The organism is Streptomyces atratus, assembly GCF_014648655.1.
GTDB classification, from domain to species: domain Bacteria; phylum Actinomycetota; class Actinomycetes; order Streptomycetales; family Streptomycetaceae; genus Streptomyces; species Streptomyces atratus.
This window is the reverse complement of sequence record NZ_BMRN01000007.1, coordinates 329,496-352,418: the sequence shown is the minus strand read 5'-3', so window position 1 is coordinate 352,418 and position 22,923 is coordinate 329,496. Positions and strand designations below refer to the sequence as shown.

Annotated in this window: 28 protein-coding genes; 9 read left to right on the top strand and 19 right to left on the bottom strand. The window is 68.5% G+C overall.

Annotation, left to right across the window (positions count from 1 at the left end; translation table 11 throughout):
- Positions 1-436: 436 nt before the first annotated feature.
- Positions 437-1,078 (bottom strand): DNA-3-methyladenine glycosylase, encoded by a 642-nt coding sequence (locus tag IEZ15_RS15540; RefSeq protein WP_189277308.1) that lies wholly within the window; start codon positions 1,076-1,078, stop codon positions 437-439.
- A gap of 73 nt (positions 1,079-1,151) precedes the next feature.
- Between IEZ15_RS15540 and IEZ15_RS15535 the strand changes: the two genes are divergently transcribed.
- The 3 genes from IEZ15_RS15535 (at position 1,152) to IEZ15_RS15525 (ending at position 3,179) form a co-directional block, all read left to right on the top strand.
- Positions 1,152-1,934 (top strand): sporulation protein, encoded by a 783-nt coding sequence (locus IEZ15_RS15535; RefSeq protein ID WP_114243796.1) that lies wholly within the window; start codon positions 1,152-1,154, stop codon positions 1,932-1,934.
- A 52-nt stretch (positions 1,935-1,986) separates the two neighbouring features.
- Complete coding sequence (locus IEZ15_RS15530) at positions 1,987-2,517, top strand: YbhB/YbcL family Raf kinase inhibitor-like protein (protein WP_114243797.1); 531 nt, start codon at positions 1,987-1,989, stop codon at positions 2,515-2,517.
- A gap of 155 nt (positions 2,518-2,672) precedes the next feature.
- Entirely contained in the window at positions 2,673-3,179 is a 507-nt protein-coding gene (locus IEZ15_RS15525) for an HNH endonuclease (RefSeq protein WP_093895792.1), read from the top strand.
- 62 nt (positions 3,180-3,241) lie between these two features.
- Here the strand turns inward: IEZ15_RS15525 and IEZ15_RS15520 are convergent, their stop codons facing one another.
- The 4 genes from IEZ15_RS15520 to IEZ15_RS15505 all read right to left on the bottom strand — a co-directional run bounded on the left by IEZ15_RS15520 (position 3,242) and on the right by IEZ15_RS15505 (position 6,464).
- Positions 3,242-4,009: a sulfite exporter TauE/SafE family protein gene (locus IEZ15_RS15520; protein ID WP_114248915.1), complete on the bottom strand. Its 768-nt coding sequence runs from the start codon at positions 4,007-4,009 to the stop codon at positions 3,242-3,244.
- Positions 4,010-4,071: 62 nt separating this feature from the next.
- Positions 4,072-5,001, bottom strand: coding sequence for an SPFH domain-containing protein (locus IEZ15_RS15515; protein ID WP_093895790.1), 930 nt, complete (start codon positions 4,999-5,001; stop codon positions 4,072-4,074).
- Positions 5,002-5,147: 146 nt separating this feature from the next.
- The gene (locus IEZ15_RS15510) at positions 5,148-5,576 is read right to left on the bottom strand and encodes an NfeD family protein (RefSeq protein WP_114243798.1); all 429 of its coding nucleotides are present in this window, start codon (positions 5,574-5,576) and stop codon (positions 5,148-5,150) included.
- Between the two features lie 90 nt (positions 5,577-5,666).
- Positions 5,667-6,464 (bottom strand): ABC transporter ATP-binding protein, encoded by a 798-nt coding sequence (locus IEZ15_RS15505; protein ID WP_114243799.1) that lies wholly within the window; start codon positions 6,462-6,464, stop codon positions 5,667-5,669.
- Positions 6,465-6,607: 143 nt separating this feature from the next.
- On the opposite strand from IEZ15_RS15505, the gene IEZ15_RS15500 reads away from it, so the two are divergent.
- Positions 6,608-7,393, top strand: coding sequence for an Rv1486c family protein (locus tag IEZ15_RS15500; RefSeq protein ID WP_114243800.1), 786 nt, complete (start codon positions 6,608-6,610; stop codon positions 7,391-7,393).
- 148 nt (positions 7,394-7,541) lie between these two features.
- On the opposite strand, the gene IEZ15_RS15495 is transcribed toward IEZ15_RS15500, so the two are convergent.
- From IEZ15_RS15495 to IEZ15_RS47040, 4 genes are all read right to left on the bottom strand, one after another.
- Entirely contained in the window at positions 7,542-7,790 is a 249-nt protein-coding gene (locus tag IEZ15_RS15495; RefSeq protein ID WP_114243801.1) for a chaplin, read from the bottom strand.
- 145 nt (positions 7,791-7,935) lie between these two features.
- The gene (locus IEZ15_RS15490) at positions 7,936-8,580 is read right to left on the bottom strand and encodes a response regulator (RefSeq protein WP_093895785.1); all 645 of its coding nucleotides are present in this window, start codon (positions 8,578-8,580) and stop codon (positions 7,936-7,938) included.
- Positions 8,573-9,718 (bottom strand): GAF domain-containing sensor histidine kinase, encoded by a 1,146-nt coding sequence (locus IEZ15_RS15485; protein WP_114243802.1) that lies wholly within the window; start codon positions 9,716-9,718, stop codon positions 8,573-8,575. The genes IEZ15_RS15490 and IEZ15_RS15485 overlap by 8 nt, the downstream gene beginning before the upstream one ends.
- 477 nt (positions 9,719-10,195) lie before the next feature.
- Positions 10,196-10,396 (bottom strand): hypothetical protein, encoded by a 201-nt coding sequence (locus IEZ15_RS47040; protein ID WP_189277306.1) that lies wholly within the window; start codon positions 10,394-10,396, stop codon positions 10,196-10,198.
- Positions 10,397-10,723: 327 nt separating this feature from the next.
- Between IEZ15_RS47040 and IEZ15_RS15475 the strand changes: the two genes are divergently transcribed.
- Entirely contained in the window at positions 10,724-11,509 is a 786-nt protein-coding gene (locus IEZ15_RS15475; RefSeq protein WP_189277304.1) for a transglycosylase SLT domain-containing protein, read from the top strand.
- A 96-nt stretch (positions 11,510-11,605) separates the two neighbouring features.
- Here IEZ15_RS15475 and IEZ15_RS15470 read toward each other — a convergent pair whose 3' ends face one another.
- Positions 11,606-14,185 carry an ABC transporter ATP-binding protein/permease gene (locus tag IEZ15_RS15470; RefSeq protein WP_189277302.1) on the bottom strand — a complete coding sequence of 860 codons (2,580 nt, stop codon included), beginning with the start codon at positions 14,183-14,185 and terminating at the stop codon, positions 11,606-11,608.
- A gap of 388 nt (positions 14,186-14,573) precedes the next feature.
- On the opposite strand from IEZ15_RS15470, the gene serB reads away from it, so the two are divergent.
- Positions 14,574-15,830: a phosphoserine phosphatase SerB gene (gene serB / locus IEZ15_RS15465; protein ID WP_114243806.1), complete on the top strand. Its 1,257-nt coding sequence runs from the start codon at positions 14,574-14,576 to the stop codon at positions 15,828-15,830.
- A 103-nt stretch (positions 15,831-15,933) separates the two neighbouring features.
- Here serB and IEZ15_RS15460 read toward each other — a convergent pair whose 3' ends face one another.
- From IEZ15_RS15460 to IEZ15_RS15450, 4 genes are all read right to left on the bottom strand, one after another.
- Positions 15,934-16,452, bottom strand: a complete 519-nt coding sequence (locus IEZ15_RS15460; protein ID WP_114243807.1) for a SixA phosphatase family protein — start codon at positions 16,450-16,452, stop codon at positions 15,934-15,936.
- Between the two features lie 74 nt (positions 16,453-16,526).
- Positions 16,527-16,733, bottom strand: coding sequence for a hypothetical protein (locus IEZ15_RS15455; RefSeq protein WP_189277300.1), 207 nt, complete (start codon positions 16,731-16,733; stop codon positions 16,527-16,529).
- Between the two features lie 152 nt (positions 16,734-16,885).
- A complete protein-coding gene (locus tag IEZ15_RS46400) occupies positions 16,886-16,996 on the bottom strand; it encodes an SGM_5486 family transporter-associated protein (RefSeq protein WP_266365722.1) in 111 nt (36 codons plus the stop codon).
- A gap of 26 nt (positions 16,997-17,022) precedes the next feature.
- Entirely contained in the window at positions 17,023-18,333 is a 1,311-nt protein-coding gene (locus IEZ15_RS15450; protein ID WP_189277298.1) for a CynX/NimT family MFS transporter, read from the bottom strand.
- Between the two features lie 158 nt (positions 18,334-18,491).
- Between IEZ15_RS15450 and IEZ15_RS15445 the strand changes: the two genes are divergently transcribed.
- Complete coding sequence (locus IEZ15_RS15445) at positions 18,492-19,166, top strand: FadR/GntR family transcriptional regulator (protein WP_114243809.1); 675 nt, start codon at positions 18,492-18,494, stop codon at positions 19,164-19,166.
- Here IEZ15_RS15445 and IEZ15_RS15440 read toward each other — a convergent pair.
- The 5 genes from IEZ15_RS15440 to IEZ15_RS15420 form a co-directional block, all read right to left on the bottom strand.
- Positions 19,163-19,555, bottom strand: coding sequence for a hypothetical protein (locus IEZ15_RS15440; RefSeq protein ID WP_114243810.1), 393 nt, complete (start codon positions 19,553-19,555; stop codon positions 19,163-19,165). The genes IEZ15_RS15445 and IEZ15_RS15440 overlap by 4 nt on opposite strands.
- Positions 19,556-19,738: 183 nt before the next feature.
- A complete protein-coding gene (fabI, locus tag IEZ15_RS15435; RefSeq protein ID WP_114243811.1) occupies positions 19,739-20,506 on the bottom strand; it encodes an enoyl-ACP reductase FabI in 768 nt (255 codons plus the stop codon).
- 5 nt (positions 20,507-20,511) lie between these two features.
- Complete coding sequence (fabG, locus tag IEZ15_RS15430) at positions 20,512-21,231, bottom strand: 3-oxoacyl-[acyl-carrier-protein] reductase (protein ID WP_114243812.1); 720 nt, start codon at positions 21,229-21,231, stop codon at positions 20,512-20,514.
- Between the two features lie 132 nt (positions 21,232-21,363).
- Entirely contained in the window at positions 21,364-21,750 is a 387-nt protein-coding gene (locus IEZ15_RS15425) for a type II toxin-antitoxin system VapC family toxin (protein ID WP_229845900.1), read from the bottom strand.
- Positions 21,751-21,755: 5 nt separating this feature from the next.
- The gene (locus IEZ15_RS15420) at positions 21,756-22,043 is read right to left on the bottom strand and encodes a type II toxin-antitoxin system Phd/YefM family antitoxin (RefSeq protein WP_189277294.1); all 288 of its coding nucleotides are present in this window, start codon (positions 22,041-22,043) and stop codon (positions 21,756-21,758) included.
- Positions 22,044-22,355: 312 nt separating this feature from the next.
- Here IEZ15_RS15420 and IEZ15_RS15415 point away from each other — a divergent pair, with 312 nt between their 5' ends.
- Both IEZ15_RS15415 and IEZ15_RS15410 read left to right on the top strand, forming a co-directional pair.
- Positions 22,356-22,547, top strand: coding sequence for a hypothetical protein (locus tag IEZ15_RS15415; protein ID WP_189277292.1), 192 nt, complete (start codon positions 22,356-22,358; stop codon positions 22,545-22,547).
- 111 nt (positions 22,548-22,658) lie between these two features.
- Positions 22,659-22,880, top strand: coding sequence for a DUF397 domain-containing protein (locus tag IEZ15_RS15410; RefSeq protein WP_189277290.1), 222 nt, complete (start codon positions 22,659-22,661; stop codon positions 22,878-22,880).
- The last annotated feature ends 43 nt before the right edge of the window (positions 22,881-22,923 follow it).

Sequence of the window (22,923 nt, the reverse complement as noted above, 5' to 3'; positions counted from 1 at the left end):
CTTTGTACTCACCCTCTCGGGCTTTCCTCCGGGCTTTTCCCTTCGGTCTTGCGTTTCCGACTCTATCAGACTCTTTCGTGTCCGATTCCCGGTCGAAGCGGGGCTGCTTTCCAGTTCTTCGCTTTCGCGCTTCCCTTTCCGGCGGTTCCAACCTTACCAGATTCTTTTTCGTTCCGTTTCCGGTCCGAATTTGAATTCCGGTGGCCTTTGGAGTGACCTTTGCCTTTCGGCGTGTCCACCACGTTAACCGATTTCCTTGGCGACTCATAATCGAGTCGATGGGGACGAATTACGGCATGCCGAATTCGCACCCGCCAGGGTGAGTCGTAGGTAGTGGTTGGCCGCTTCCGGATGCTCGGGCGGTCCGATGGACCGTACCGATAGCAGTGCCCGTTTCAAGCGGCTCGGGCTACATTAGGCGGCCCCCAAGGGCGAGTCAAGTTGCGCGGCGGCGTGGCACATGGGCTCTGTAGGGGCTCACCGTGGGGTCTCCGTCGATCCAGAAGCGCCACGGGTGAGTGGCTCCGTCGCCGCCCACTCCGGTGCGCGGACCGTTGCGTACCTGGTCGCGGGGTGGTGGGGTGCCGTGCAGTACGAACAGCGGGGCGCCGGGGTGGGCGATGGCGTCGGTGCCGTTCAGTGCGCGGTCGACATCGAGAGCGGTGGCCAGTCGGGCCGGTCCTTTGGCCAGTTCCTTGTCATTACGGGCCGAGATTCGACGTTTGCGGGTGAGGTCGGCACCGACCTGGATGTCACCGGCGCGGAGCAGGACACCGCCGGCCTTGCCCTCCGGGCCGCACACCAGGTTGAGGCAGTGCCACATGCCGTACGTGAAGTAGACGTACGCGTGGCCGGGTGGTCCGTACATGACGCTGTTGCGCGGGGTGCGGCCTCTGAACGCATGCGATCCGGGGTCGATCTCGCCGGCGTAGGCCTCCACCTCGGTGAGGCGGAGTTCGATGGGGCCGTCGGGGGTGGTGCGCACCAGAGTCCGGCCCAGGAGATCGGGTGCCACGTCCAGTACGGGGCGGTCGAAGAAGTCGCGTGTCAGTGGCGTACGGTCCAAGCCCTCGATCATGGCGTTCGAGGTTACCGGGAACCGACTACGGTCGTGGCGCGTATGTAGGGGTCAGGACCAAGGAGGAGTAAACATGGGCTTCAAGCGGCTGCTCGCGAGCATGGGTGCCGGTGGTGCTTCGGTGGAGACCGAGCTGACCGAACTCAATGTCGTACCCGGTGGGGTCGTCCAGGGCGAGGTGCGGGTCCAGGGCGGATCCGTGGATCAGCAGATCGAGGGGCTCTCCGTCGGTCTGCAGGCGCGGGTCGAGGTCGAGGGCCAGGACACGGAGACGAAGCAGGACATCGAGTTCACCAAGCTTCGGCTCGGTGGCGCGTTCGAGGTGCGGGCCGGTGCCGTGCACGTCGTACCGTTCGGGCTCGAAATTCCGTGGGAGACGCCGATCACGATGTTCGCCGGTCAGCATCTGCACGGCATGAACATCGGCGTGACCACGGAGCTGGAGATCGCACGGGCGCTGGACTCGGGCGACCTGGACCCGATCAATGTGCACCCGCTCCCGGCCCAGCAGGCCATTCTCGACGCCTTCGGGCAGCTCGGCTTCGGCTTCCGCAGTGCGGACATGGAGCGCGGCCACATTCGCGGTACGCGCCAGCGGCTGCCGTTCTACCAGGAGATCGAGTTCTTCCCGCCGCAGCAGTACCGCGGGCTGAACCAGGTGGAGCTGACGTTCGTCGCGGACGACCGCGAGATGGACGTCGTCCTGGAGATGGACAAGAAGCCGGGACTCTTCAGCGAGGGCAGCGACTCGTACCGCGCTTTCAAGGTCGGGCTGAACGACTTCCAGGGGACCGACTGGGCGGCGTACCTCAATCAGTGGCTCGCCCAGGTCGGCGGTCAGCGCAACTGGCTCTAGGGTCGGTGGGAGACCTGCTGACAGCAGGAGAGCGATCAGGAGAGGTGCTGACGTGACCGAGCCGAAGAGGGCGCCGCTGCCGCACGACTTCCATCCCGAGGTGCCGTCGTTCACGGTGGTGAGCGAGGATCTCGCACCCGGGGCTGTGCTGGCGGATGCCCAGGTGTTCGCGGCCGGGAACACCTCGCCGCAGCTGCGGTGGGAGGGATTCCCGGATCGGACCAAGAGTTTCGCCGTAACCTGCTTCGATCCCGATGCTCCTACGGGCAGCGGATTCTGGCACTGGGTGCTCTTCGACATCCCGGCGTCGGTCACGGAGCTGCCGGCCGGTGCGGGCAGCGGAAAGTTCGAGGGCCTGCCGGCCGGTGCCGTACAGGTCCGTAACGACTACGGGTCGAAGGACTTCGGCGGTGCCGCGCCGCCGGCCGGTGAGAACCACCGCTATGTCTTCACCGTGTACGCGGTGGACAGCGAGAAGCTGGGTGTCGACAGCGATGTGTCGCCCGCGGTCGTCGGATTCAATCTGCGGTTCCACACGCTGGGCCGTGCTCAGCTGATCGGTGAGTACACGGGTCCTGCCTAGTACCCGGTGATCCGAGAGTTCCCCTGCTGTTTGCCCTGCCCTGGTCCTGGAGAGATCAGGGCAGGGCATTTTTATTGCGTTGTCCATCACGGCCTGCCCAGCCAGAGTTGATCCGGGCCTGCCAGGGGGCGGGCGGCACACGGGAGGTGGGCGAGATGCGGGACACGCTGGTACTGAACGCGAGCTTCGAGCCGCTGTCGACGGTGACGCTGAACCGTGCGGTGGTGCTGATTCTGCAGGACAAGGCTGTCGTCGAGCAGTCGCACCCCGATCTCCGCATGCGTGGCGCCGCCGTGGACATTCCGGTGCCCCGGGTGATCAGACTCTGCCGGTACGTACGGGTGCCGTTCCGAAGACAGGCTCCGTGGTCCAGGAGGGGCGTGCTGATACGGGACCAGCACCGGTGCGCGTACTGCGGGCGGCGGGCGAGCACCGTCGACCATGTGGTGCCGCGTGCCCAGGGCGGTCAGGACACCTGGTTGAACACGGTGGCGTCCTGCGCCGAGGACAATCACCGCAAGGCAGCCCGGACGCCGGAGCAGGCGGGGATGCCGCTGCTGCGGCAGCCGTTCGTACCGTCTCCGGCGGAGGCGATGCTGCTGGCTCTGGGGGCAGGTGAGCGGTCGGCGCTGCCGGAGTGGCTGGACCGCACCGCGGCGTAGCCGGCGTACGCATGTTGTCGTATGGGATGCCCTTCTCCCTTGCGGAGGTGGGCATCCGTGTGTCAGCGGAGCAGCAGCTGGACGATGGCGACCGTGCCGACCGCGACGATGAGTATGCGCAGGACGGTGGGGCTGAGGCGGCGTCCGATCTTGGCGCCGATCTGGCCGCCGAGTGCGGAGCCGGCCGCGATCAGTGCGACGGCCGTCCAGTCGAAGTCCGCGACGAAGAGGAAGAAGAGCGCGGCGATGCTGTTGACGACGGCGGCCAGGACGTTCTTGACGGCATTGAGACGCTGCATCGTGTCGTCGAGCAGCATGCCCATCAGGGAGAGGTAGATGATCCCCTGGGCGGCGGTGAAGTAGCCGCCGTAGACGCTGGCGAGCATCAGTCCGACGAAGAGGAGCGGGCCGCCGTCGGGGCGGGCGGGGGTGCCGGTGTGTTCGCGGCGGCGCTGGACCGCTTTGCTGATGCGTGGTTGCAGGATGACCAGGGCGAGGGCCAGGGCCACCAGGATCGGCACGATCGTCTCGAAGGCCGTGGAGGGCAGGGCCAGCAGGAGGGTGGCCCCGGTGAGACCGCCGATCAGGGCGCCGATGGCGAGCTTGCGGACGCGGCGGCCCTGTCCTGCGAGTTCCTCGCGGTAGCCGATGGCCCCGCTGATGGAACCGGGGATCAGACCGAGGGCGTTGGAGACGGTGGCCGTGACCGGGGGCAGGCCGGTGGCGAGCAGCACCGGGAAGGTGATCAGCGTTCCCGATCCGACGATCGCGTTGATCGTGCCGGCGCTGATGCCCGCGACGAAGACGGCAAGCATCTCCCAGATGGTCATGGTGAATCCCCCGTGCATGATCGGAGCTTGGTGCACTGATCATGCACGAGGGCGTGTACGCGTCAATCGACCGGGGGCTGCTCCCGGCGTTCCTTGCCGGTGTCGAATCCGGGGGCGCCGTTGCCGAGGTTGCCGAAGGCCCCGCTGAGGCCCTTGAGGGCGTCGCCGATCTCGCTGGGCACGATCCAGAGCTTGTTGGCGTCGCCCTCGGCGATCTTCGGGAGCATCTGGAGGTACTGGTACGAGAGGAGCTTCTGGTCCGGGTCGCCGGCGTGGATGGACTCGAAGACCGTACGGATGGCCTGGGCCTCGCCCTCGGCGCGCAGGGCCGAGGCCTTGGCCTCACCTTCGGCGCGCAGGATCGCGGACTGCTTCTCGCCCTCGGCGGTGAGGATCGCGGACTGCCGGGTTCCTTCGGCCTGGAGGATCGCGGCGCGCTTGTCGCGGTCGGCGCGCATCTGCTTCTCCATCGAGTCCTGGATGGAGGTGGGTGGTTCGATCGCCTTGAGTTCGACGCGGTTGACGCGGATGCCCCACTTGCCGGTCGCCTCGTCGAGGACTCCGCGGAGGGCGGCGTTGATCTCCTCGCGGGAGGTCAGGGTCCGCTCCAGGTCCATGCCACCGATGATGTTGCGAAGGGTGGTGACGGTGAGCTGCTCGATCGCCTGGATGTAGCTGGCGACTTCGTAGGTCGCGGCCCTTGCGTCGGTCACCTGGTAGTAGATGACGGTGTCGATGTTGACGACCAGGTTGTCCTGGGTGATCACCGGCTGGGGCGGGAACGGCACGACCTGTTCACGGAGGTCGATGCGGTTCCTGATGGAGTCGATGAATGGAACGACGATGTTCAGGCCTGCGTTGAGCGTGCGGGTGTAGCGGCCGAAGCGCTCGACGATGGCGGCGCTGGCCTGCGGGATGACCTGGATCGTCTTGATCAGGGCGATGAAGACGAGCACCACCAGAATGATCAGGACGATGATGATCGGTTGCATCGTGTTCCTCGTTGCCCTTCGGTTGCCGACGGATCGCGATGATCGAGGTCGAGTTCGCGGGAGGGGCCGTATGCCTCGACGGCCCCGATCTCATGATGATCGACTTCGAGTCTGACAGAACGCGCTCTGCTGTGTGGGTGGTTCGGTCACATGACGACTGCCGTAGCTCCGTCGATGTCGACGACATCGACCTGTTGGCCCGGGTCGAAGCTCTGGCCCTCGTCGAGGGCGCGGGCGGACCAGATCTCTCCGGCCAGCTTGATCCGGCCGCCGCTGCCGTCGACCCGTTCCAGGACGATGGCTTGACGGCCTTTCAGCGCATCGATGCCGGTGGCGAGTTGAGGTCGGTCGGCACGGTGTCTGGCGGCGATCGGGCGGACCACGGCGATGAGGGCCACGGAGACCGCGACGAATACCAGTACTTGGGCCACGATGCCGCCGCCGAGTGCCGCGACGACTGCCGCGGCGACCGCTCCGACGGCGAACATGCCGAACTCGGGCATCGCGGTCAGGACGAGCGGGATGCCCAGTCCCACCGCGCCGATCAGCCACCACACCCACGCGTCGATGTCCACGTGGTCATGGTAGGACTGCGGGTGCCCTCGCGGACAGGGCGCGGGCGGCCGGCTGCGGCGTTGTGTCCGGAGAGCGTCGTCCGGCTGCGGCTAGGAGAGCGGCAGTCCGTGGGCCGTGTAACGGTCGCCGGTGTGCTCGACGACGAGCGGCAGGCCGAAGCAGAGGGAGAGGTTGCGGGAGCTGAGCTCGGTCTCCATGGGGCCCGCGGCGAGCACCTTGCCCTGGCGGATCATCAGGACGTGGGTGAAGCCGGGGGCGATCTCCTCGACATGGTGGGTGACCATGATCATGGAGGGGGCGTACGGGTCGCGGGCCAGTCGGCCGAGGCGGCGGACCAGGTCCTCGCGGCCGCCGAGGTCGAGACCCGCGGCGGGCTCGTCGAGGAGCAGCAGCTCGGGGTCGGTCATCATGGCGCGGGCGATCAGGGTGCGCTTGCGCTCGCCCTCGGACAGGGTGCCGAACTTGCGGTCGAGGTACTCGGTCATGCCGAGCCGGTCGAGGAAGGCGCGGGCGCGCTCCTCGTCGACGGCTTCGTAGTTCTCGTGCCAGGTGGCGGTCATGCCGTAGGCGGCGGTGAGCACCGTCTGCAGAACGGTCTGGCGCCTGGGCAGCTTCTCGGCCATGGCGATGCCCGCGATACCGATGCGGGGGCGGAGTTCGAAGACATCGGTGCCGACGCCGCCGAGCTGCTCACCGAGGATCTTGGCGGTGCCGGTGCTCGGGAAGAGGTAGCTGGACGCGATGTTGAGGAGCGTGGTCTTGCCGGCGCCGTTCGGGCCGAGGATGACCCAGCGCTCACCTTCCTTGACCTGCCAGGAGACGTCGTCCACCAGAGCGCGTCCGTCGCGGACCACGGATACGTCCACCAGCTCCAGTACATCGCTCATGGCGCGTTGTCTCCCCATGCAGTGTCGAGATCGTCGCGTGCCTGTGGGCACAGCTCCCAGGGAAATCTACGCCACCGCAGGAGAGCTCCCGGCGCTGGGCCCGTGTGAGGACAGGCCCCGGGTCCGTTCCCTAGGCTGTTCCCATGCTTTCGGAACCACGCTCAGGGCTGCTGGCCGCTTGGGGAAACGCACTGCTGGCCGGACTTGTGTCGCCGGACGACGCGGCGCTCGCCATTGTCGGGGAGGACGCGGTGCACCGCGTCGAGGGACTGCCGGGTGAGACGGGGCCTGTCGGGCTCACGCTTGCGTTCGGACGGTTGCGGAGTCTGGGGGTGACCGGTTTCCGGGTCGCGCTGCCGGCGCCGGGGCATCCACTGGGGTTGAGCGGGCCGCCGGACTTCAATGCGCGGGCGTTGGATGCCGAGGAGGCGGTGGTCGCGTTCGGTGCGCCGTACGGGCTGGTTCCCGAGGTGCGTGAGGCGGGACCGGACGGGGATCTGCACGTCGAGGTGGTGTGGCGTTGTCTGCCGGTACGGGAGGCGCCGCCGGCCGATGTGCCGTCGCTGGGCGAGGCGGAGCGGGAGCTCGCCGAGGCGTTGCGGGATGCGACAGCGGTGCTGTCGCGGTTGGATGTGGCCGGTTCCGGGCCGGTGGCGGAGGCGGCGGTGGATGCGTACCGGGCGCGGACGGAGCGGGGGCGCGAGGTGCTGGCTCCGGGGTATCCGCCGCGGGCGGTGCGGGTGCTGGAGCTGGCGCAGCGGGTCGGGCTGTTGATCTCGGTGGCGTACGAGAACGGGCACGGCGGGGCCGTGAGCGCCTCGGAGATCGCGGCTCGGCAAGAGGCGCTGAGGCCGGTGGAGCGGGTGGCCCGGCGGGCGCAGGTTGCCGCGTACAACGCGTATGTGGAGGAGCGGGAGCGGGACCGGTAAGCCCTGGCGAGGCGTCTTGTCGCCCGGGGCCGTCCTGGAGCCCTTTCGTCTTCGGTCGCCGGACGGGCTCGAGTGTGCCGGTGCGGGCTTCGGATGTCGCCGGGCGGGCTCGATACGCCCGGCCGGCGACACAGGACCGTGAGGTCGGTCAGCCGTTCAGGCCGAGGTTGCCGAAGGCCGGGTTGAGCAGGCCGATCACGTTGACGGTGTTGCCGACCACGTTCACCGGAATGTGCACCGGGACCTGGACGACGTTGCCGCTGACCACGCCCGGGGAGTGGGTCGCGGCGCCGTGGGCGCCGGCGCCGTGGCCGGTGGCGGAGGCCGCGCCGGCACCGGCGGCGACGATTCCACCGGCGATCATGGTGACGGCTGCGGCCTTCTTCAGGTTCTTCACTTCAGGATCCTCCTAGCGTGGCTGCGGCCAGCCGCCGCAGCACCCTGGAGAACGTCTCGGGGTCGAACAGGTTGCGCCGTCCGGGTGACATACACCCGACAGTATGAATCTCGGTCCGGAGGGAGTCAGTCCGCTTCGGTGCCGGTCAGCCCGCGGCCCCGTGCCGGACGGCCCAGAGGGCCGCCTGGGTCCGATCCGAGAGATCGAGCTTCATCAGAATGTTCGAGACGTGTGTCTTGACGGTCTTCTCGGAGAGGACCAGCGCCCGCGCGATCTCTCGGTTGGACCGGCCGTCGGCGATCAGGCCCAGCACCTCCCGCTCCCGTTCGGTGAGGGTGCTTCCCCGCCCCGTACCGCCGCCCGCGTCGTCCTGGGCGAGCAGGGCTCCGGCGACCTCCGGCTGGAGCAGGACGTGGCCCGCGTTCACCGAGCGGATGGCGCCGGCCAGGGCGTCCGGGTCGACGTCCTTGTATACGTAACCGGAAGCTCCGGCTCGCAGGGCGGGGACCACGGTGCGCTGCTCGGTGAAGCTGGTGACGATGAGGACCTTGGCCGGGTTCTCCAGCTCGCGGAGCTTGCGCAGGGCCTCGATCCCGTCGGTGCCGGGCATCTTGATGTCCATCAGGACGACGTCGGGGCGGAGCTCCTCGGTCCTGGCCACCCCCTCGGCGCCGTCGGACGCCTCGCCGACCACTTCTATGTCGTCCTGGATCTCCAGGAATGTACGCAGACCGCGGCGGACCACCTGGTGGTCGTCGACCAGCAGCACCCTGATGATCTTGTCAGCCACCGGGTACCTCCATCTCGATCGTGGTGCCCTTGCCGGGCGCCGATTCAACGGTGAGCCTTCCGCCGACACCGCTTGCGCGGTCCCGCATCGATACCAGACCCAGGTGGCGGCCGGCCTGCCGGGTCGCCGTGGGTTCGAAGCCGCTGCCGTCGTCGGTGATCCGCAGCAGCGCGCCACTGCCGTGCCGGTCCAGGGTGACGTCGACGTGCTCGGCGCCCGAGTGGCGCAGTGCGTTGTGCAGCGCCTCCTGGGAGACCCGGAGCAGCGCTTCTTCCTGGGCGGCGGGCAGGGCCCGTACGCCCAGGCTCTCGAAGGTGACCCTGGCCGCATGGGCACGGTCCAGGACCTGGATCTGGGTACGGAGTGTGGCAATGAGGCCGTCCTCGTCGAGCGCGGCCGGGCGCAGTTCGACGACGGCGGCGCGCAGTTCGTCCACGGCTTCCGCGGCGAGCGCGGCGACCTGGTGGAGCTCGCCCTTGGCGCGGGCCGGGTCACGGTCCACCAGGGCGGTGGCGGCCTGGGCCGTCAGCCGCAGCGAGAACAGCTTCTGGCTGACCGCGTCGTGCAGCTCATGGGCGAGCCGGGAGCGCTCCTCGGCAATGGTGAGCTCGCGACTGCGTTCGTACAGACGGGCGTTGGTGAGGGCAATCGCCGCATGCTGCGCAAGGATCGACAGCAGTTCCTCGTCCTCGGCGGTGAAGCCGCAGCTGCCCTCGGGTTTGGGGCAGCGCTTGTTGGCGAGGAAGAGCGCGCCGATGATCTCGTCGCCGTCCCTGATGGGCAGGCCGAGGAAGTCGGACATGTCGGGGTGAGCGGCGGGCCAGCCCTCGAAGCGGGGATCCTTGCGGACGTCGGCAAGTCGCTCGGGCTTCGCCTCGTGGAGCATCGCGGCGAGGATGCCGTGCTGCCGGGGCAGGGGGCCGATGGCCTTCCACTGCTCGTCGCTGACGCCGTCGACGACGAACTGGGCGAAGCCGCCGTGGTCGTCGGGGACGCCCAGGGCGGCGTACTCGGCGTCCAGCAGTCGGCGGGCCGAGGCGACGATCGTCTTCAGGACATCACGCACTTCGAGATGCCGGCTCATGGCGAGCAGCGCGGCGCTCACCGCTGCGAGACCCGTCTGTGGGCGATGACTCATGGCCTCACCGTACCGGCGGGGCGGGGACGCCGTATCAGCCTGTGGACGGTGCCGATCGGGACGCAGGGACTAGGTCCGGCCCAGGTCCTGCGGGCCCGGGCCGAAGTGCCTTGTGATGGTGCAGCTCTTGGACGAGGCGCGGTACGGGGCGGCGTTTCTGCGTCGGGGTTGCCGAGGTTCATCGGTGCTTGCCCACGTAACAGGGGACGGTTGTCCTGCCTGTCGCGATGATTACGGGTGCTTCCAAGGGGCTGGGGCACGCGCTGAGGGGCGGTACTCGCGCGGCGGGGCCGCGCCCCGATGGTCCGGCCGGGACGGTCGCCCGTGTGCCGGGCGGCTCACGGCTCGTGCCGGCGGGGTCCTTGGGCGGTGTGGGCCAGGGGGCGCGGCTGTGGTGGGCGCGGGTGCCGGTGGATGTGCCGGGGCCGCTGTGGTGGGCGCGGGCGGCCGGTCCGCTACGCGTGCACGGAGCGGGGATCAGCCGCTGCCCGCGTACCGGACGGTGTTCGCGCTGCCCTCCCCCGGCGGCGGTTCGGCGCAGACGCCGAGCGGGCCGCACGCGCCCGAGGCCTCGCATCTGCTGATGTGGAGACGGTCGCGGGGCGGGATGCCCTGGCGTACGGATACGCCCAGGCGCTGCGCCATCGGTACCTCCGGCATGAGTCCGGGGACATCCATCTACCGCCTCCAGGGCCGGAACCTCACACTCCGAATTACTGAAGCAACGGGTGGTGAGTTTGTTACACGGTCGATGTGAGGCCGGGCATAGGACCCACGTCACTTACGAAGCCGGCTAGTGGGCACATAAGTGCCACATCAGTGGGCATGAGCGCGGACCGTCACGTTCGAGCGCGGCCGTGATCCACTATCCGGGGTCGTACGTCACACCTTTGCCACGGGATTTTGCTGACGCTAAGAATTGCACTCGTCCCCGACGGAGATGCGAAAACACGCTTCCCGTCTTCGTCCTCCGTGAGGACTCCCGCGATTCGTTAGAGGTCCTGTATGTCCCTGTCCAGCATCCCCGGCCGCCGTCGTCGCCTGAACAAGACCCAGAAGCTCTCCGTCGCGGGCATCTCCGCCATCGCTGTCGCATCGCTCTCGTTCTCGCTCGTCCCCGCCAATGCCGAAGGCAAGCCCGAGGCGCAGACCCCCGTGTCCGCCGCCCCCGTGGTCCTGGCATCGGTCGCCGGTACTCCGCAGGTCAAGGCCGTGCAGGCCAGCATCATCGAGCAGCACTCCACCGCCGAGCAGCTGGTGAAGGCCGCCGACCTCGCCAGGGCCAAGAAGGCCGCCGCCGTCAAGGCGAAGGCCGAGGCCGCCGCGAAGGCCAAGGCCGCCGCCGCTGCCGAGGTCAAGGCCCGTGCCGAGGCGAAGGCCAGGGCCGCTGCCCAGGTGAAGGCCAAGGCCGCCGCCGAGCGCACCGAGACGCAGGCCGCCAGCCGCTCCGAGGCCCGTACCCCGGTCTACGCCAACAACCTGGACGGCTGGATCAGCCAGGCCCTGGCCATCATGAAGGCCCACGGAATCCCCGGCTCGTACGACGGTCTGCACCGCAACATCATGCGGGAGTCCACCGGCAACCCGAACGCGGTCAACGGCTGGGACATCAACGCCCAGAACGGCACCCCGTCCTGCGGCCTGCTGCAGGTCATCCAGCCGACGTTCAACGCGTACCACGTTCCCGGCACGTCGACGAACATCTACGACCCGGTCGCCAACATCACGGCCGCGGCCAACTACGCCGCCGACCGTTACGGCTCGATCGACAACGTCAACAGCGCGTACTGATCGACTCCGGGCGTCCTCGGACGACATACGCATACGCCGAAGGGCGGCACCCCGCGCGGGGTGCCGCCCTTCGGCGTTCCGTGCCGCTGCCCGCGCCTACTTGCGCATGACCTCCGGCTCGTGGCGGCGCAGCAGTCGCGCGACCGCGATGCCGCAGATGATGCCGAGGAGCAGCAGTACCGAGATGTTCATCCCCCACTGACCGGCCGTGTGCTCCCACAACGGGTCCAGGTCGGTCGGGTTCTTCGGGTCCCACGGCGCCATGAGGTGCGAGAGGTCGAGCGTCGCGCCCGCGCCGGCGATGGCCCAGCGGGACGGCATCAGCCAGGCGAACTGCTCCAGGCCGGGCGATCCGTACACCTGGAAGAGGATGCCGGTGAAGACGACCTGGACGATGGCGAACATGACCAGCAACGGCATGGTCTTCTCGGCGGTCTTCACCAGTGAGGAGATCACCAGGCCGAACATCATCGAGGTGAAGCCGAGCACGATGATCGTCAGGCAGAGCTCGACGGCCGGCGGCATGATCAGGCCCTCTGCGGGCAGCTCGCGAGTGGCGAAGCCGATGCCGCAGATGATGACGCCCTGGATGGCCGTGATCACGCCGAGGACGATCACCTTGGACATCAAATAGGCGGAGCGGGACAGACCGGTGGCCCGTTCCCGTTCGTAGATGACACGTTCCTTGATCAGTTCTCGTACGGAGTTGGCCGCACCGGAGAAGCACATGCCGACCGCGAGGATCAGCATGATCGTTCCAGCGGCGCTGTTGAACCGGGACGGCGGGTCCGGCGGGGCCAGGCCGAACTTGGCCGGGATGACCACGCTGACGATGCCGAGCACGGCGGGCAGGATCACCATCAGGCCCATGAAGCCCTTGTCGGACGCGATCACCGAGATGTAGCGGCGCATAAGCGTCCACAGCTGAGCCGTCCAGCCCTGCGGCTTCGGCGGACGCATCTGCTGCGGGGGCGGCATGTGTACGGACTGCGCGGCGACGGCGTCGATGTCCGCGGCGTACATCTGGTAGTGCTGCGAACCGCGCCAGCGGCCCGCCCAGTCGTAGTCGCGGTAGTTCTCGAACGCGGAGAAGACGTCGGCCCAGGTGGTGTAGCCGAAGAAGTTGAGCGCTTCCTCCGGCGGACCGAAGTAGGCGACGGAACCGCCCGGCGCCATGACGAGCAGCTTGTCGCAGATCGCCAGCTCGGCGACGGAGTGCGTGACGACGAGGACCGTACGGCCGTCGTCGGCCAGGCCGCGCAGCAGCTGCATGACATCGCGGTCCATGCCCGGGTCGAGGCCGGAGGTCGGCTCGTCCAGGAAGATCAGCGACGGCTTGGTGAGCAGTTCCAGGGCCACGGAGACACGCTTGCGCTGGCCACCGGAGAGCGAGGTGACCTTCTTGTCCTTGTGGATGTCGAGCTTGAGCTCGGCAAGGACTTCGAGGATCCGGGCCTGGCGCTCGGCCTCGGTGGTGTCCGCGGGGAAGCGCAGCTTGGCCGCGTATTTGAGGGCCTTGGTGACCGTGAGTTCCTTGTGCAGAATGTCGTCCTGCGGAACCAGACCTATACGCTGGCGCAGCTCGGCGAACTGCTTGTACAGGTTCCGGTTGTCGTAGAGGACATCGCCCTGGTTGGCGGGCCGGTAGCCGGTGAGCGCCTTGAGCAGGGTGGACTTGCCGGATCCTGACGGGCCGATGACCGCGACGAGCGACTTCTCCGGGACGCCGAAGGAGACGTCCTTGAGGATCTGCTTCCCGCCGTCGACCGTCACCGTGAGGTGGCGGGCGGAGAAGGAGACCTCACCGGTGTCGACGAACTCCTCGAGCCGGTCGCCGACCAGGCGGAAGGTCGAGTGACCGACGCCGACGATGTCGTTCGGTCCGATGAGCGCGGAGCCGGACTTGGAGAGCGGCTGGCCATTGACGTAGGTGCCGTTGTGGGATCCGAGGTCACGGATCTCGAAGCGGCCGTCGGGCGTCGCGTGGAACTCGGCGTGGTGGCGCGAGACCTGGAGGTCGGAGACGACCAGTTCGTTCTCGAGCGCACGACCGATGCGCATGACACGGCCGAGGGCCAGCTGGTGGAACGTGGTCGGGCTGCGGTCGCCGTACACCGGCGGCGCCCCCGCGACACCGCCGGGGCCGCCCGCGCCGGGCGTCCTCGCCATGCCCTGCTGATGCGGGACCTGGGGCTGTTGGGGCTGCGCGGGCTGCTGCTGCGGCTGGACCTGAGGGGCCTGCTGCCAGCCCTGCTGCGGCTGTTGCTGCTGCGGCGGAACGGGGGCCTGCCGGCCGGCGCCACCCTGCTGGGGCTGCTGGACAGGGGTCTGCTGCGCGCCCGCGCCCTGCCCGCTGTACACATCGGCGCCCGCTGCGGCGCCGATGCTCAGCCGCGGTCCGTCAGTGGCATTGCCCAGGTGCACGGCGGAGCCGGGACCGATTTCCAGTTGATGGATCCGTCGGCCCTGCACATAGGTGCCGTTGGTGCTGCCGTGGTCCTCGATGAACCAACTGTGGCCCCCCCAGCTGATCGTGGCATGCCGCCACGACACCCTGGCGTCGTCGATCGTCAGGTCGCCCTGCGGATCGCGCCCGAGGGTGTACGACCTGGACGGATCGAGCGTCCAGGTCCTGCCATTCAATTCCAGTACGAGTTCCGGCACTCCGCGCCCCACTAGTTGTCCCCCGAGTTACCCCCATCACAGGGAGTCTAGGGATGCTGAACATCGTGGGGAACTATTCCAGGAGCAGTCCCCGATACGAAAGTCGGGCAGGGTGAAGACCCTGCCGAGACCTGCGTCGTTGTGCCGTCGAACCGGGAGGAACGGGCCCGGGGAGTGGCAAGTCCCATGAGTGCGTACGAGTGCGTGCGGACCGTGAGCGAAGAGGCCGGCCCGATCCGCCCCGGCCCGCTCGGATCCGCCCTCGGTCGCCGGGCGTGCCCGAGCGCGTGCCGTCCGTCGCCGCGCCTGTGCTCCGGGCGGGGGTACGGGGACGACGCGCTGTCCGGTCCTCGGGACGGGCCTCCGGTGCGATGAGGCGGACCGATACGGTGGGAGCACCATGAGCGCATCTCAGCCACCTCAGTCTTCCCCGTCTCCTGAGCCCCCTGAGTCCCGTCAGGGCACGGACACACCCACCCTTCTCGTGAAGATCTTCGGGAAGGACCGCCCCGGGATCACCGCCGGGCTCTTCGACACCCTCGCCGCCTACTCGGTCGATGTCGTCGACATCGAGCAGGTCGTCACCCGTGGCCGCATCGTCCTGTGCGCGCTGGTCACCGCCCCGACCGCGGGCGGTACCACCGAGGGCGACCTGCGGGCGACCGTGCACAGCTGGGCCGATTCGCTGAAGCTGCAGGCCGAGATCATCTCCGGTACGGGTGACAACCGGCCGCGTGGCTACGGGCGTTCCCATGTGACGGTGCTCGGGCACCCGTTGACCGCGGAGTCGACCGCCGCCATAGCGGCCACGATCACCTCGACCGGCGGGAACATCGACCGGATCTTCCGGCTCGCCAAGTATCCGGTCACGGCAGTCGAGTTCGCGGTGTCCGGGACCGGGACCGAGGAGCTGCGGACGGCACTGGCGACGGAGTCCGCCGGGATCGGTGTCGATGTGGCGGTGGTGTCGGCCGGGCTGAGCCGCCGGGCGCAGCGGCTGGTCGTCATGGACGTCGACTCGACGCTCATCCAGGACGAGGTCATCGAGCTCTTCGCCGCCCATGCCGGCTGCGAGGACAAGGTCGCCGAGGTCACCGAGCAGGCGATGCGCGGCGAGCTCGATTTCGAGCAGTCGCTGCACGCACGGGTGGCGCTGCTGGCCGGGCTCGATGTGTCGGTGGTGGACAAGGTGCGCGCCGAGGTGCGGCTGACGCCGGGCGCCCGCACCCTGATCCGTACGCTGAAGCGGCTCGGCTACCAAGTGGGCGTGGTTTCGGGCGGTTTCACCCAGGTGACCGACGATCTGAAGGAACGGCTCGGGCTCGACTTCGCCTCCGCCAACACCTTGGAAGTGGTCGACGGAAAACTCACCGGACGGGTCGTCGGCGACATCGTCGACCGGGCCGGCAAGGCCCGGCTGCTGCGCAGTTTCGCCGCGCAGGCCGGGGTGCCGCTGGCACAGACCGTCGCGATCGGTGACGGTGCGAACGACCTCGACATGCTGAACACCGCCGGGCTCGGGGTGGCCTTCAACGCCAAGCCGGTGGTCCGCGAGGCCGCGCACACCGCGGTGAACGTACCGTTCCTGGACACGGTGCTGTACCTGCTCGGCATCACCCGCGAGGAGGTCGAGGCCGCCGACGGTCTCGTCGACTGACGCGTAGCCGCCTACGAGCAGGGCCCCGGTCGTTTCCGCACCGGGGCCCTGCTCGTACGACAGCGGAAATCCGTACGACGGCGGGGGCCGTACGGCAGCGGGATCAATCGTTGGGCGTCCAGTACTCGACCAGCTTGCCCACTCCGTGCTCCACGCCCTTCCAGGAGCCGGAGAACTCGACGACGGCGAAGGCGGCGGTCGGGAAGCCGCCGCGGTTCATCCGGGCCAGGGCGTCACCCTCGGCCGATTCCGAGAGGGCGTCGGCGACAGCGTGCATACCGGGGTTGTGGCCGATCACCAGAAGGTCGTGCACATCGTCGGGGGTCTCGTTGATCAGGGCGATCAGTTGGCCGGGAGACGCCTCGTACAGTCGCTCCTCGTACACGGTCCTGGGACGGTGCGGCATCTCGTGCACCGCCAGCTTCCACGTCTCGCGCGTCCTGACAGCGGTCGAGCAGAGGGCCAGATCGAGAACGATCCCGGAGTCGACGAGTTTGCGGCCTGCTACGGGGGCATCCTTGCGGCCGCGCTCCGCGAGCGGCCTCTCATGGTCGGAATCCTGCGACCATTCCGCCTTTGCATGCCTGAGAAGGACGATCCTGCGAGGTGTATCGACGCTCATACACCTCAGCTTCGCACGAAATGTGCCGCCCGGCGCAGGGTGTTGAAGGGCTCCTGCGGTGGGCGCGTGAGCCCTCAGCGGGTCATCAGGGTCATGATTCGCTCAAGCAACCGGCCGACCACGGGGTCGGTCGTCGCCGCGTGTGCCTCGCCGGATCCCACGATCAACAGCAGGAGCGCGGCGAACCCGATCGCGGGCAGCGCTACGGCCCACCACGGCAGCCGGACCTCGACGCTGCCCGTGGCCGGGTGGGTGTACGGGGTGTGCGTACGGGCCGACATGTCCGCCTCCGTGGGTCATCGGTTCTGATACTCAGAACCTACGGATGCGGGGGCGCCGGTCCCATCCGGTGACCCACCCACTCGACCCTGACCCTGGCCCCCTAGGGGATGGTGGTGCCAGCACCACCATCGGCCGTCGGGGGCCGCGCGGCTCAGGGGGATGCGACCGAGGCGATCACCGCGATGATCACGGTGACCAGCAGCATCGCCCCGAGCACGAGGAGAAGCTTCTTCTGACCGTTCTGGGGATTCGGGTCGAGCACAGGAGACATGGACTCAGTCTCGCATCTCAGCATTCGTCCTCGATCGTCCGGTCCCGCCCGGCCAGGATTCCGGCCACCATCTGCGGCACCATGAGGCCCGCCATCAGTGCGATCGGCAGCCCCCAGCCACCGCTGTGCTGGTGGAGCACGCCGACGAGCAGCGGGCCGGGGATCGAGATCAGATAGCCGGTGGACTGTGCGAACGCGGACAGCCGGACCACTCCGGCGCCGCTGCGCGACCGCATGCCGATCATGGTCAGGGCGAGCGGGAAGGCGCAGTTCGAGATGCCGAGGAGCAGCGCCCAGGCCCAGGCCCCGCCCGCCGGTGCGAGGTAGAGGCCCGCGTATCCGATGAGTCCGCAGCTGCCGAGGAGGACGACTATCGGGCCCTGGGTCCTCATCCGGGTGGCGACTCGAGGGATGACGAAGGCGAGCGGCACGCCCATCGCCATGGTCACGGCGAGCAGAACGCCCGCCGTACCGGCCGAGACCCCCGCGTCGCGGAAGATCTGCGGCATCCATCCCATGGTGATGTACGCGGCGGTGGCCTGCAGGCCGAAGAAGCAGGCGAGGCCCCACGCGGTACGGCTGCGGGTGATCCTGAGCGCCGGGACGTCCCTGTGGTGGGCGGCGGGCTGCCCGGGGGCGCCGCGCCGGTCCCGTACCAGCGGGATCCAGGGCAGGATCGCGGCGGCGGCGAGCACGGCCCAGATGCCGAGGCCCGCCTTCCAGCTGCCGCCAAGGGCATTGGTCATGGGCACGGTCACTGCGGCGGCGAGCGAGGTGCCGAGGGCCAGAGCCATCGAGTAGAGCCCGGTCATGGAGCCGACGCGGTCCGGGAACCAGCGCTTGACGATCACCGGCATCAGGACGTTGCTGACGGCGATGCCCATGAGGGCCAGCGCGCTCGCGGCGAGGAAGCCGGCCGTGCCGCCGACGAGGGGCCGGATCACCAGACCGGTCGTGATGGCGATCATGCCGGCGCAGACGACCGCGCCCGGGCCGAAGCGGCGGGCGAGGCGGGGCGCCATGACGCCGAAGATCGCGAAGCAGAGCGGCGGTACCGAGGTGAGGACACCGGCGGCGCCGGCGCTCATGTGCAGCCCGTCCTGCACCTCTTCGAGGAGGGCGCCGAGGCTGGTGATGGCGGGGCGGAGGTTGAGCGCGGTGAGGACGAGCCCGATGGTGACCAGCCGGAGCAGCCATGGGGAAGGCCCGGCGGCGGCCTGTGCCGTCTGCGGGGCCTGTGCGGCTTGCGGGGCCGGGGTTTTCGTGGGGACGTCCGCCGTGATGGCGGGGCTCAGGGTCCGGGTCCGGTGCTGGGTCTCGTCGGGCATGAGGCCCATCATAGAATCATGGGATGATTGATTGTCCAATCCTCCGGTAGCTCCTCTGAGACCATTCGCTGCAAGCAGAGCAACCCCCATCACCCCCCATCACCCCTCATCACCCCTCATCACCCCTCATCACCCCAGCAACCCGAGCAAGGAGCACCATGGCGCTGACGTCTCCGCGGCGTTCGGCACTCGCCGACCAGGTGATTGCCCAGCTGAGGAACCAGATCACCTCGGGCGAGTGGCCCGTGGGTTCACGGATTCCCACCGAGCCCGAGCTGGTGGAGCAGCTGGGGGTGGCCCGTAACACCGTCCGCGAGGCCGTGCGCGCGCTCGCACACAACGGCCTGCTCGACATCCGGCAGGGCTCGGGCACCTATGTCGTCGCCATCAGCGAACTGGCCGGAGTGATGCACCGCCGCTTCGCCTCCGCCGATCCGCGCCATGTCGCCGAGCTGCGCTCCACCCTGGAGTCGTCGGCGGCGCGGCTGGCCGCCGGCCGGCGCACCGAGCGGGATCTGAAGCAGCTGGACGCACTCATGGCGCGCCGGGAGGAGACCTGGGCCGCGGGCGACGCCGAGGCGTTCGTCGCGGCGGACGCGACACTGCATCTGGCCGTGGTCGCGGCCTCGCACAACGACGTGCTGACCGGCCTCTACGCCGACCTGGGCGATCTGCTGCGCGACTATCTCAGGGTCGATATCGGTCATGAGCTGCGGCCGGAGAACCACATGGACCACGGCCGGCTGGTCGAGGCGATCCGGGCCGGGGACGCGGAGACGGCGGCGGCCGAGGCCGCGAGTCATGCACTGAGCTGTCTGGTGGACCGGGTCTAGGCCGGACGGCGCTGGAGCGCGTCCTGCACCCGGTGCGTGATCCAGACGGAGCCGACTTCCTTCCAGCACCGGTCGTCGAGCCGCACGGTCTGTCCCGGTCCCACGTCGACCGGGGTGGCGTCCGTGTCTATGTCCCACCAGCGGCGGCATTCCGTGTGCAGCTGCACGCGGTCGGTGGCGGGGTACGGGTTGTGGCAGTAGGCGACGACCCGGGAGCCCCGGACCGACGTACGGCATTCGGATCCGGCGGGGTCGGGGGTCGGAGCGGCGGGCGCGGACGCCCCGGCTCCTGCCCGCCCCGCCATGGATATGCATACGGGGGCGAGAAGTGCGGCGACGGCTATGGAGGCCGCCAGCAGCGTCCAGGTTCGGCGACGTGTGGAGCGCACAGCGACCTCCTCCCCGCAGCCTGACCAAAAGTCCGGTTCCACCACATTCTGCGGTGGATCGACCATCTTTTCGACTCGAACGGGTCGGGGTCGGGCGCGGACGCACGACGGCCGCGTACCGCCTGATCGGAGGCGGTACGCGGCCGTGCCACAGTCTGTTGTGCGGGATCCTGCTTGTGCGGATCAGGCGCCCATCATGTGCACGCCACCGTCGACGTGGATGATCTCGCCCGTGGTCTTCGGGAAGAAGTCCGAGAGCAGGGCGACGACACCGCGGCCGGCCGGCTCCGGGTCCGACATGTTCCAGGCCAGCGGGGAGCGGCTGTTCCACACGTCCGCGAGCTCGGAGAAGCCCGGGATGGACTTCGCGGCCATGGAGCCGATCGGTCCGGCCGAGATCAGGTTGCAGCGGATGTCGTCCTTGCCCAGATCGCGGGCGAGGTAGCGGGAGGTGGCCTCCAGCGCGGCCTTGGCCGGGCCCATCCAGTCGTACTGCGGCCAGGCGTACTGCGCGTCGAAGGTGAGACCGACGATCGAGCCGCCCTCGCTCATCAGCGGCTTGCAGGCCATGGCGAGCGACTTCAGCGAGAACGCCGAGACGTGCATCGCGGTGGAGACGGACTCGAACGGGGTGTTCAGGAAGTTGCCGCCGAGCGCGTCCTGCGGCGCGAAGCCGATGGAGTGCACGACACCGTCGAGCGAACCGAGCTCGTCACGGACCAGACCGGCGAGACGGTCCAGGTGCTCGGCGTTGGTCACATCCAGCTCGATGACCTTGGCCGGCTTCGGCAGCTTCTTGGCGATGCGCTCCGTCAGCGTGGGCCGGGGGAAGGCGGTCAGGATGACTTCGGCACCCTGCTCCTGGGCCACCTTGGCGGTGTGGAAGGCGATGGACGACTCCATCAGCACACCGGTGATGAGGATGCGCTTGCCGTCGAGAATTCCGCTCATGGTGATCAGTGACCCATGCCCAATCCGCCGTCAACGGGAATGACGGCTCCAGTGATGTACGACGCGTCGTCGGAGGCGAGGAAGCGCACTGCGGCGGCGATCTCCTCGGGCTGCGCGTAGCGGCCGAGCGGCACCTGGGACACGATGCCCTTGCGCTGCTCCTCGGTGAGCACCTGGGTCATGTCGGTGTCGACGAAGCCGGGTGCGACGACGTTGAAGGTGATGTTCCGCGAGCCGAGTTCACGGGCCAGCGACCGGGCGAAGCCGACCAGACCCGCCTTGGAGGCGGCGTAGTTCGCCTGCCCTGCCGAGCCGAGGAGCCCGACGACGGAGGAGATGAGGACGACACGGCCCTTCTTGGCGCGCAGCATGCCGCGGTTGGCACGCTTGACGACCCGGAAGGTGCCGGTGAGGTTGGTGTCGAGTACGGACGTGAAGTCCTCCTCGGACATCCGCATCAGCAACTGGTCCTTGGTGATACCGGCGTTGGCGACCAGTACCTCGACGGGACCGTGCTTGTCCTCGATCTCCTTGTAGGCCTGCTCCACCTGTTCGGCGTCCGTGATGTCGCACCGAACGGCCAGAACGCCCGCCTCGGTGAGGATCTGGGGGGGCTCGCCCGAGCGGTACGTGATCGCGACCTTGTCGCCGTTTTCGGCGAAAGCGCGGGCGATGGCGAGGCCGATGCCCCGGTTTCCTCCGGTGACGAGAACCGAGCGGCTCAACGGATCACCCTTTCGATAGCGGTCTGGTACCTCGAAAACCTATCGGTACCACTCACCCCACGGGGAATCGGCCCCTGACAGCGCCTTCCGCCGGGCACTGTGGGGTTCCTACAGTTGGCACCCGGCCCGGCCTCATTCCGCCATTCCGGGCGCATGCGCGGAGAGGCCCTCTTCCCTCGCTGAGTCGAGCATGCGCTTGTCGTACGTGATCAGGGAGTCAAGAGCTCCGTCGATGACGAGCGCGCTCGCGACGTGAATGGCATCAAGGGATCTCAGGGCCCCCGAGACCCTGGTGGCCAGATCCCGGACCTCTTCCGTCAGCAGGATCTCGGTGACCATCCCGTCCAGATCCGACAGTGCGTTGGGGAATGATCCGGCCTTGTCGAGCTGCCGGACGGTCTCGACGATGCCGATGGTGCTGGTGGCCAAGGGCAGTCCGGGCCGGTCGGACAGGAATGTCCTGAGCTCGGCGGCACCCGGCCTGCCTGTGAGCAGAGTGATGAGCGCCGAGGAATCCATGTAGATCAACGGTCGTCCTCCTCGCGTTCGGCCAGGAGAAGCTCCAGCGGATCGGGGGCGCCTGGGGGGAGGTCGTAGCGCGGGAAGTGGTCGAGGTCCGAGGTGGTCGCGGCCTTGAGCCGGATCTTCCCCTGAGCCACCAGGTCCGCGTACCGGGATGTCGCCCCGGAGCCGGGCAGCAGTATGGCGATCACCTTGCCGTGCCGGGTGACCTGGACCGCCTCCCCCTTCTCCACGCGGGCGAAGACGGCGCTCGGGTTGTACGAGAACTCTCGGACGGAGATTGCGCTCATCGGGGCTCCCTTCGGCCACCACCGCAGAATGTACCTATATTTTTGAATCGTACCTACAACGGGGCGCATCGACACAGGTCCGGGCAACCACTGCAAGGCGATGCCCCTTGACTCAGCCCCCACCACTCCCGCCCCGCGAGGCTCATCCCACCGGGCATGGCACGCAACATCGGATCTGCTTGCCGATCGACGACCGGACCACGTGTCAGCCCGGCGCGAGCAGATCCAGCAACGCGAGGCCGCGACCGGCCTCGGCCTCCGCGTCATCCAGCGCGATACCGCGACGGCGCGGAACGGTGCGGGGTCCGGGTCATGGACATTGACCGCGACCCCGAAGGCCGCGGCGTACACCTCCACCACCACGGGCACGTGATCCCCGCAGGCCCGGACGGCGTTCCCGACGAGCTCCGACACGACGAGCTGCGCGGTGTCGGCCACGTCGCCCTGCACGCCGAGTTCGGCCAGGGCCTTGGCGGTGAGCTCACGTACAGAGACTTACCTTGAGGGCGAAGGAGCGTCGCCCTTCGCGAAGGCGTTCGAGCGGATTCGTGCCACGGCGCTGTCCACGGAGGATTCGGCCGCACGCATAGCTGAGATGGAAGAAGGCCACAGAAGGTGAACGCGCCCGAGGCGGAGCTGTTCGGACATGACCTTTCGATCGTGTCCTGGCGCAGGTCCTCCGCCAGTGGAGCCGAGAACAACTGCGTAGAGGTCGCCAACCTCCCCGGAGGAGCAACGGCGGTACGCGACTCGAAAGACCCTGCACGCACCCCCCTGCGGTTCACGGCCTCGGGGTGGGCCGCGTTCAGGGCGGGCGTGATCGACGGCGACCTGTGATCGGTTGCGGCACGCGGACGGCCGTCCGCCCGAGGATGCCGTC

What these genes read in the sequence shown, in the direction of transcription:
- IEZ15_RS15500 (WP_114243800.1), top strand. Translation starts at nt 6,608, where the DNA reads ATGCTTTCGGAACCACGCTCAGGGCTGCTGGCCGCTTGGGGAAACGCA.
- IEZ15_RS15445 (WP_114243809.1), top strand. Translation starts at nt 18,492, where the DNA reads ATGGCGCTGACGTCTCCGCGGCGTTCGGCACTCGCCGACCAGGTGATT.
- serB (WP_114243806.1), top strand. Translation starts at nt 14,574, where the DNA reads ATGAGCGCATCTCAGCCACCTCAGTCTTCCCCGTCTCCTGAGCCCCCT.
- IEZ15_RS15505 (WP_114243799.1), bottom strand. Translation starts at nt 6,464, where the DNA reads ATGAGCGATGTACTGGAGCTGGTGGACGTATCCGTGGTCCGCGACGGA.
- IEZ15_RS15455 (WP_189277300.1), bottom strand. Translation starts at nt 16,733, where the DNA reads ATGTCGGCCCGTACGCACACCCCGTACACCCACCCGGCCACGGGCAGC.
- IEZ15_RS15450 (WP_189277298.1), bottom strand. Translation starts at nt 18,333, where the DNA reads ATGCCCGACGAGACCCAGCACCGGACCCGGACCCTGAGCCCCGCCATC.
- IEZ15_RS15515 (WP_093895790.1), bottom strand. Translation starts at nt 5,001, where the DNA reads ATGCAACCGATCATCATCGTCCTGATCATTCTGGTGGTGCTCGTCTTC.
- IEZ15_RS15540 (WP_189277308.1), bottom strand. Translation starts at nt 1,078, where the DNA reads ATGATCGAGGGCTTGGACCGTACGCCACTGACACGCGACTTCTTCGAC.
- IEZ15_RS15535 (WP_114243796.1), top strand. Translation starts at nt 1,152, where the DNA reads ATGGGCTTCAAGCGGCTGCTCGCGAGCATGGGTGCCGGTGGTGCTTCG.
- IEZ15_RS15460 (WP_114243807.1), bottom strand. Translation starts at nt 16,452, where the DNA reads ATGAGCGTCGATACACCTCGCAGGATCGTCCTTCTCAGGCATGCAAAG.
- IEZ15_RS47040 (WP_189277306.1), bottom strand. Translation starts at nt 10,396, where the DNA reads ATGGATGTCCCCGGACTCATGCCGGAGGTACCGATGGCGCAGCGCCTG.
- IEZ15_RS15415 (WP_189277292.1), top strand. Translation starts at nt 22,356, where the DNA reads ATGGACATTGACCGCGACCCCGAAGGCCGCGGCGTACACCTCCACCAC.
- IEZ15_RS15525 (WP_093895792.1), top strand. Translation starts at nt 2,673, where the DNA reads ATGCGGGACACGCTGGTACTGAACGCGAGCTTCGAGCCGCTGTCGACG.
- fabI (WP_114243811.1), bottom strand. Translation starts at nt 20,506, where the DNA reads ATGAGCGGAATTCTCGACGGCAAGCGCATCCTCATCACCGGTGTGCTG.
- IEZ15_RS15425 (WP_229845900.1), bottom strand. Translation starts at nt 21,750, where the DNA reads ATGGATTCCTCGGCGCTCATCACTCTGCTCACAGGCAGGCCGGGTGCC.
- IEZ15_RS15520 (WP_114248915.1), bottom strand. Translation starts at nt 4,009, where the DNA reads ATGACCATCTGGGAGATGCTTGCCGTCTTCGTCGCGGGCATCAGCGCC.
- IEZ15_RS15485 (WP_114243802.1), bottom strand. Translation starts at nt 9,718, where the DNA reads ATGAGTCATCGCCCACAGACGGGTCTCGCAGCGGTGAGCGCCGCGCTG.
- IEZ15_RS15475 (WP_189277304.1), top strand. Translation starts at nt 10,724, where the DNA reads ATGTCCCTGTCCAGCATCCCCGGCCGCCGTCGTCGCCTGAACAAGACC.
- IEZ15_RS15420 (WP_189277294.1), bottom strand. Translation starts at nt 22,043, where the DNA reads ATGAGCGCAATCTCCGTCCGAGAGTTCTCGTACAACCCGAGCGCCGTC.